The 506-nt window shown below is 58.3% G+C and carries 1 protein-coding gene; it reads left to right on the top strand.

Features of this window, described 5'->3' with window-relative positions:
* A partial coding sequence (locus J5224_RS35440) for a TonB-dependent siderophore receptor (protein ID WP_413544782.1) occupies positions 1-506 on the top strand: 506 nt, incomplete at both ends.

Genomic DNA, 506 nt, shown 5'->3' with positions numbered 1-506 from the left:
GCGGCGGCGGCTATGCCATTCCGCAGATTGAAACCTATGGCATCGAGCGCATTGAATTCCTCAAAGGCGCATCGTCTACGCTGTATGGCGGTGTGACGCCCGGCGGGTTGATCAATGCGATTTCCAAGGTGCCTACCAGCGAGCCGCAGCACGCGGTTGAGATGCTCTACGGCAGCCATAACCGGATGCAGCTTGGTGTGGATTCCGCCGGGCCGCTCAATGACGATCGCTCGTTGCTCTATCGCGTGGTGGCGCTTGGCCGTAAATCGGACACGCAGGTGGTGAATACCAAAGAAGAACGTGTCTATGTCGCGCCCTCTCTGACCTGGATCCCCGATACTGATACCTCATTCACGCTGAATATGAGCTACCAGCACGATCCCGAAGGGGGATACTACGGCGTGTTGCCCACCGTCGGTTCACTGTGGCCCAGCCCGGCAGGGCAAATTCCCCGTAATTTCAACGACGGCGATCCGGCGTTCGATCAGTTCGATCGTAAGCAGAGC

The sequence above is a fragment of the Candidatus Symbiopectobacterium sp. NZEC135 genome (genome assembly GCF_025962695.1).
The sequence above is the reverse complement of the archived record's forward strand: the minus strand, read 5'-3'. Positions and strand labels throughout refer to the sequence as shown.